We start from the raw sequence: 6,078 nt of genomic DNA on the forward strand, positions 1-6,078 counted from the left end.
TTTCTGCCTTCCAGCAAGAGTTCAACCTCCCCGTTCATTTTATAACCCTCAAATGATAGGTGAGAGAATTCAATGGAAAGAGATGGGACAATCTCAGTTCGTATGAATAGGGATGTCTCTCGGCCACTCTGACAAGGAAGCGGTGGAAGATGCCCATCCTGCCGCCCCTGAATTCCCTGTCGAATTCCAGCCTCTCCAGCCGGAACTGCGAACAGGTGTACCTGTAGCGATCGTGGAAGGGATGCGAAGGGTCGAAGTAACTGAACCACCAGACGCCGAAGAAATTCCTGTGCGTCGGGTCGATGGTGGCATAACAGCTCCTGAAATAGGGAACGCTGACAACCACCTCGGCCCCATTGGCGCTGATGCGATGTATCTCTTCCATGACCTTGAGGGGGTCCTTGAGATGCTCCAGGATATTGTCCATCCAGACCTTTTCCGCCGAATTATCGTCGAAGGGATAGGGAAATACATCGAGGTCATGGACAATGTCCACACCCGGCAGCGCCAGGGCGTCGACGCCCACATACCCTTCCCTTTTCCTCTGTCCGCAGCCAAGATCGATGTTAACGGTCATTCATGCACTCCGTCACCGCCCTGTCCCGCCGCCAGAATCCCGCTGAGCTCGTGCGCCCATTCATTCATGGCGTTCTCGGACACCCTGCAGAACCTGCCCCTGAACCTTGCCACCTTGCTCTGGCGACCGTCCTCATTCCACCACTCATCCACATGGCCATAGACCCTGTTGACCTCTTCGGCGGCCTCCACGGGACTTTTGAAGAGTATCCCGGCGGAGTGCAGATCCTCGAAATATTCAACTGCGTCGGGATGCAGTGCGTTCGCTGAAAAGGAAGGCTCGTAAAAAAGGATCATCGGCTTGTTGACGTGCAGGGCCTCGATGAAGGTGGTTGAATACATTGGATGACCGCAGAGGAAAAGGCAACAGTTCTGGAGGCTCTTCTCAAAGGGCACGTCCCAGGTTTCCACGGGAACCTTCGCGGGAAAGGCGTCCTTCAATCTCTCCCGCACTTCCCATCCCATGTCTTCCCTGTGGGGCCTCAATCTCAAATTATCCATGACCTCGTCCGACAGGGAACGGGCGAAGACGTTTATGTCTTCAAAGTAGCGAGTCCAGTATTGCACTGTCAGGGGAAACTGTACCAGACACCGCATCCAGACCGCGAGATCGTACAGTATCTCCCTGCTCTTTTGCCGCCGCCCGCCCTTTGCCCTTCCCAGGAGCTTTGTCGCAGACATGGGCCTCACCTCGGCGTGCGTCGCACCCCTTGTCCATCCCCAGGAATAGAACCTGTCCACAACGGAAAGCTCCTGCCCTTCCTGGAGGAAGTACCTGATGATGCCGTAGTTGCCTCCGTGCTGCACACCAACGAGCAGGGCGCCTTTCTCCGCCCGGGAGGCCGCCCATATCTTGAAGACGTCGTTGTAATGCCAGGACGTGGCGCTCATGAGGGCTGCGGGCTCGTCCCGGTACAACGCGTGAACGGCATCGTCCGTCTCCCTGTATCTCTCGACGAATACGATGGGGATCTCTTCGGCGATGAGCCCGAAGAGGAGCCCCTCAAATTCGCTGGCGCCGAATGCCCCCGTCCCTATGGACCCCCGCTTCCCCCTGTCCAGCGTGGTTCCCCCGAAATCGATAGAGGGATAAAAGAAGCGGGACATGGCAAAACCGGTCATCATCAGGAGCTTTGCCTCGGCGGACCGTGAAAAGTAGGCATTGTGATAGAATATCTTTCTCTCTTTTCCTCCCGGCAGGGAGAGGGTCCGCGCGAGGAACCTCTTCGTCAGAGATACGGCCCTGTTCGGCAGTACCTTGTGCACCGACACCTGTGAATAGTCCCTCCCGTCAACCTTCCTTTTCGGGTACGGCCCGTTCAGCCTGCCCAGTATGCGGCTGAACATCTGGAGATTATACAGGTCGCTCTTCAAAAGCTCCATGAACTCGATCGTCTCGCCGGGCGTTTGGAAGGAGGCCTCGTCAAGGCAAACCGTTGTCAGATCAGGGTACGATGCGAGGGCCGAGGAGATATGGACGTACCTGTCGTAGGCGGCGTGGATGAAATGGAGAAGCCATGTGCCGACGAGTATCCTCCAGTACCTCTGCGTGTGACGCACCCCGTGGACGGCATTGAGCCTATCCGACAGGAGGACGAGCGCTCTTTCGTAGACCCCGTCAAGGTAGGTGAATATTCCCGGAACCTCCGCGTCCGTGTAGGGAGGCTCCAATACGGTGACATCGAGGGACCCGAGATACTCCCTCCTGCTGTAGCTCCTGCACCATTCGCCGAGGAGCAGCAGCCTTGCAGAGGGGTCCCAGAACTCTTCGATGGATGTCGTTGCGAGGAATATATTTTTATCGGGCAAGTATCTACCAGCAGCTTCTGCCGCCGTCAATGACGACAACGGAACCGTTCATGTAGGAAGAGGCATTCGAGGCGAGAAAGATTATCGCCCCCTCGAGCTCGTCGGGCCGGGCCATCCTGCCCAAGGGTATGAGCTGGTTCAAACGGACAAGGAACCCCTCCCCCTGGTTGTTGTAGACGCCCCCGGGGCACAGGGCGTTGCATCGCACATTGCGGTCCGCCCAGTACGTCGCGAGATAACGCGTAAGACCGATGAGCCCCGTCTTGACGACGGAATATGTCACGGGCTTCACACTCTGCATCTCTTCCGAAACCCCCTCCGTCCTGTAAAGCCTCTGGTCCGGTGCGATGACCCCGAGGTCCGAGGATATGTTGATGATGCTGCCCCCTTCTGAGCGCGCCATGGCGTGGCCGAAGTGTTTCGCGCACAGGAACGCCCCGGTGAGGCCCACGGCGATATCCTGTTCCCAGACACCCACAGGGAAGTTCTCCAGGCGCGAGGCATTCGAGAGTGTGTTCGATCTGTCGACGACGGGATTGTTCGCGGCATTGTTGATGAGCACGTCGACCCGGCCATACCTCTTCAGGACCCTTTCACAGGTCCCCGCCACTTCCTTTTCCTTCGTGATGTCAGTTCGGTAACCGGACGCGCCGGCACCATGTCTTTGATTAATGTCATCGACCAGGGCATCGATCGGCTTTTTCTTCAGGTCGAGGATGACGGGCACTCCGCCGGCGTCCGCTATGGCTTCGGCATGTCTCTTTCCGAGAAAACCCGTGCCGCCGGTGATGACGATGATCTTTCCTCTTATATCGAATATGTTCTTCATGGTTAAAAGAGTGTTGTCGTCTGCCCGCCGTCCACGATGAGGCAGGCACCCGTGATGAAGGAGGCCCTTGGGGAGGACAGGAAAAGTATCGCGTCGGCTATCTCCCCCGGCGCGGCGAATCGTTTCATGGGGACCGTCGATTCGATAATGGTCCGTATACGTTCAGGGTCGTTCTTCATCTTCATATCCCAGCTTCCTCCTTCGAAATAAACATTTCCGGGAGCCACGCAATTGACGCGCACCCCCTGGTCGGCAGTCTTCCTGGCAAGGTTCTTCGAGAAGGCGATGAGCGCCGTCTTCGCCATCGAGTAGTCGACGGGCGCGCCGAACGCCTCCACCCCGGCAATGGAGGAAACGAAAACGATGCTCCCCTTCGATGCCGCGACAAGGGGAAGGAACTCCCGCGCGGAATCAACGGCGCTGTGGAGGTTTTCGGCGAGCACCTCCTCCATGTGCGCCTTCGGGGGGATGGGATCGGGCAGGCTCACTCCGTAACCGACATTCGCAACAAGGACATCAAGACCACCCCAGGACGAAATGATGAATTCCCTCAAGACCCTTATGTCCTCGGGGGACCTGAAATCACAGGCATGGCAGAGTATGTCCGCCGGGCTGCAGTGCGAGGCCAGCTCGTCCTTCGCCTTCCCCAGGGCGCTCTCGTTCCGGCCCGTCAGAACCACCCTTGCACCCTCATCCATGAAACCATGCGCCGCCGCCCGGCCTATGCCCCGGGTGGACCCCGTGACAAGAACGCGCTTCCCTCTAAGCTCAAGGTCCACTGTTATTCTCCTTTTTCTTCATTGGCAGGCTTTGTGCCGTATCCGCAGAGCATGAGTTCCCTCGACCATCTCAGCGGTTTTATCTTCGTTCGCACCGGGACAAATGGCGAGACGGCACGGCACAGGTAATTGAGCGCAGGATACTTCCAGACAAGGGGCAGCTGCCGGAATTTGAAGACGTCGATATCGACCAACCCGTGCATCTTGTAGATATCGCCCAGCGACACCAGCGAAAAGGGGCTCCTGTGGGTGTGGTCATCGAAGTATATCTTGTAGCATGACTCCCAATCGGGAACGAGGGTTATGAGCATGCCGCCGGGCCTGAGGACCCTCACGGCCTCTTCCATGTACCTTTCGGGCTCGCGGAAATGCTCGAGGACCGACTTCGAGTAGACTATGTCAAAAGTGTTGTCACCGTGCGGAATACCCTCCCGCTCGATATCGGAGACCTTGACGGGGATGTCGGGGTTGAACTCCGGCGCCTTCCGGGAGATGTCGACACCGCACGCGTTAAGCCCCAGGTCCCTGAAAACCTTAAGAAACTCGCCCCTGCCGCACCCCGCTTCAAGAAAGGCCATGCCGGGGGCCATTCGGAAACGGTGAAAGAGATGGAGGCACAGCCGGGCGGGATAATCCGTATAGGGACGCTCCTTCTGGCTATAGACTACATCAAGGTAATCGGCCATTGTCCACTCACAGGGTCTTTCTCTTGTGCTCCAGGGTGTCGTCGCTTCTCGCTCCCCTGAAGGAGGTTATCTCGCCGGCATAGAGCTGTCTGAACTTCTCGATGAGGTTCTCTGCCGCTTCCATATCCTTGCTTGTATGTTGAAAATGGTCCGTTATGAGGCGCCTGTTTGCGTCAAGGAGAAGCTCGTAGCACCGCTTGTCCGGTATTCCGGTGAAGTTGACCGTCAGCAGGTCGGAATTGACGAACCTTTCAAAAAACTCCTCGGGGCCCTTGAGAAGCCCCATCGAAATGGCGTCATAATATAGGTCGCATCCCGGATAGGGCGTGACGGGCCTTATCGTTCTTATCTGGTCGTAGAGATTGTACTTCATGATGAAATCAACATTGCTCCTGAGACTGTGCTCATCGTCACCGGGTTCGCCCCATATGCAGTTGAGGCCCAGCCCGATCCCCATCGACCCCGCTATCTCCGCCGTCCGATAGTTTTGCTCCACGGTGACGTTCTTGTGCATCCTGTCGAGGACGCGCTGAGAGGTGGATTCGAATCCGATGTTAATGAAAACACATCCTATCTCCTTGAGGATCTCCGCGATCTCCTCATCGAAGACGTCGACGCGGCTCTCGAGGTTGAGCATGGCCTTGATGCCGCTCTCTTTCAATGCCTTCCCGAAATCCCTTACCCTCTTCTTCGATGACACGAAGAGTTCATCGATGAAGAAGAAGTATGTGACCCCGTACCTCTCCTGAAGCTTCTCCATCTCTTCGATGATGCCCGGTATGCTTCTGCCCCTGATGCCTTTTTCAAGGCGATAGCAGAAATTGCACCTGTTGATGCAGCCCCTGTTCGACAGGACCGGAAACGCGCGGTCCTCCGCGGACATTCCAGGGAACCTGAGACAGGTTGTATACTTCTCCATGGGAAAGAGGTCCCAGGCCGGTGAACCCAGAGCATCGAGGTCCCTGACGGGTTTGTTCCTTTCGTTCACGCGGACGGTGCCGCCCTCACGGTAGGCTATGCCCTTCACCTGCGCGAGATCGCCCCCGCCTGCCTTGCACCTTGCAAGGTCGACGATCGTCAGCTCCCCCTCGCCTATCGCCACCACGTCCGCCCCTGTCGTCTTGAGGACATATTCGGGGATGGGCGAAGGGCCGTGGCCGCCAAGGACAAACCAGGCATTCTTCTTATGCGAATTGACCACATCGGAAAGACCCAGGATGGTCTCCTTGAAGCGGGCGGCGAGAAAACCGCAGCATATGAGGTCATACTCAAAAGAATCAAGGTGGTTTGCCAGTTCGTCGTTGCTGTAATGGAAGACATCCATGGCGTACACCTCGACGTCACAGTCAGCCCTTTTCAGCGCCGCCGTGAGGTAACCCGGCCCCATGGGAAAGAAATT

Annotated in this window: 6 protein-coding genes; all 6 read right to left on the reverse strand. The window is 57.0% G+C overall.

Annotation, left to right across the window (positions count from 1 at the left end):
* Positions 1-34: 34 nt before the first annotated feature.
* Positions 35-577: a methyltransferase domain-containing protein gene (locus PHC90_14030; protein ID MDD3847462.1), complete on the reverse strand. Its 543-nt coding sequence runs from the start codon at positions 575-577 to the stop codon at positions 35-37.
* Complete coding sequence (locus PHC90_14035; protein ID MDD3847463.1) at positions 574-2,385, reverse strand: LIC12162 family protein; 1,812 nt, start codon at positions 2,383-2,385, stop codon at positions 574-576. The genes PHC90_14030 and PHC90_14035 overlap by 4 nt, the downstream gene beginning before the upstream one ends.
* Positions 2,386-2,389: 4 nt before the next feature.
* Complete coding sequence (locus PHC90_14040; GenBank protein MDD3847464.1) at positions 2,390-3,214, reverse strand: SDR family oxidoreductase; 825 nt, start codon at positions 3,212-3,214, stop codon at positions 2,390-2,392.
* 2 nt (positions 3,215-3,216) lie between these two features.
* Entirely contained in the window at positions 3,217-3,993 is a 777-nt protein-coding gene (locus PHC90_14045) for an SDR family NAD(P)-dependent oxidoreductase (GenBank protein ID MDD3847465.1), read from the reverse strand.
* 2 nt (positions 3,994-3,995) lie between these two features.
* The gene (locus PHC90_14050; protein MDD3847466.1) at positions 3,996-4,679 is read right to left on the reverse strand and encodes a class I SAM-dependent methyltransferase; all 684 of its coding nucleotides are present in this window, start codon (positions 4,677-4,679) and stop codon (positions 3,996-3,998) included.
* 7 nt (positions 4,680-4,686) lie between these two features.
* Positions 4,687-6,078 (reverse strand): radical SAM protein (locus tag PHC90_14055; GenBank protein MDD3847467.1); only part of this gene is annotated, 1,392 nt, incomplete at its 5' end.

Source organism: Syntrophorhabdaceae bacterium (genome assembly GCA_028698615.1).
Classification (GTDB): Bacteria; Desulfobacterota; Syntrophorhabdia; order Syntrophorhabdales; family Syntrophorhabdaceae; genus Delta-02.

Bases quoted from the DNA above. Each gene is read 5' to 3' on its own strand.
- PHC90_14030 (MDD3847462.1), bottom strand. From the start codon at position 577: ATGACCGTTAACATCGATCTTGGCTGCGGACAGAGGAAAAGGGAAGGG.
- PHC90_14040 (MDD3847464.1), bottom strand. From the start codon at position 3,214: ATGAAGAACATATTCGATATAAGAGGAAAGATCATCGTCATCACCGGC.
- PHC90_14050 (MDD3847466.1), bottom strand. From the start codon at position 4,679: ATGGCCGATTACCTTGATGTAGTCTATAGCCAGAAGGAGCGTCCCTAT.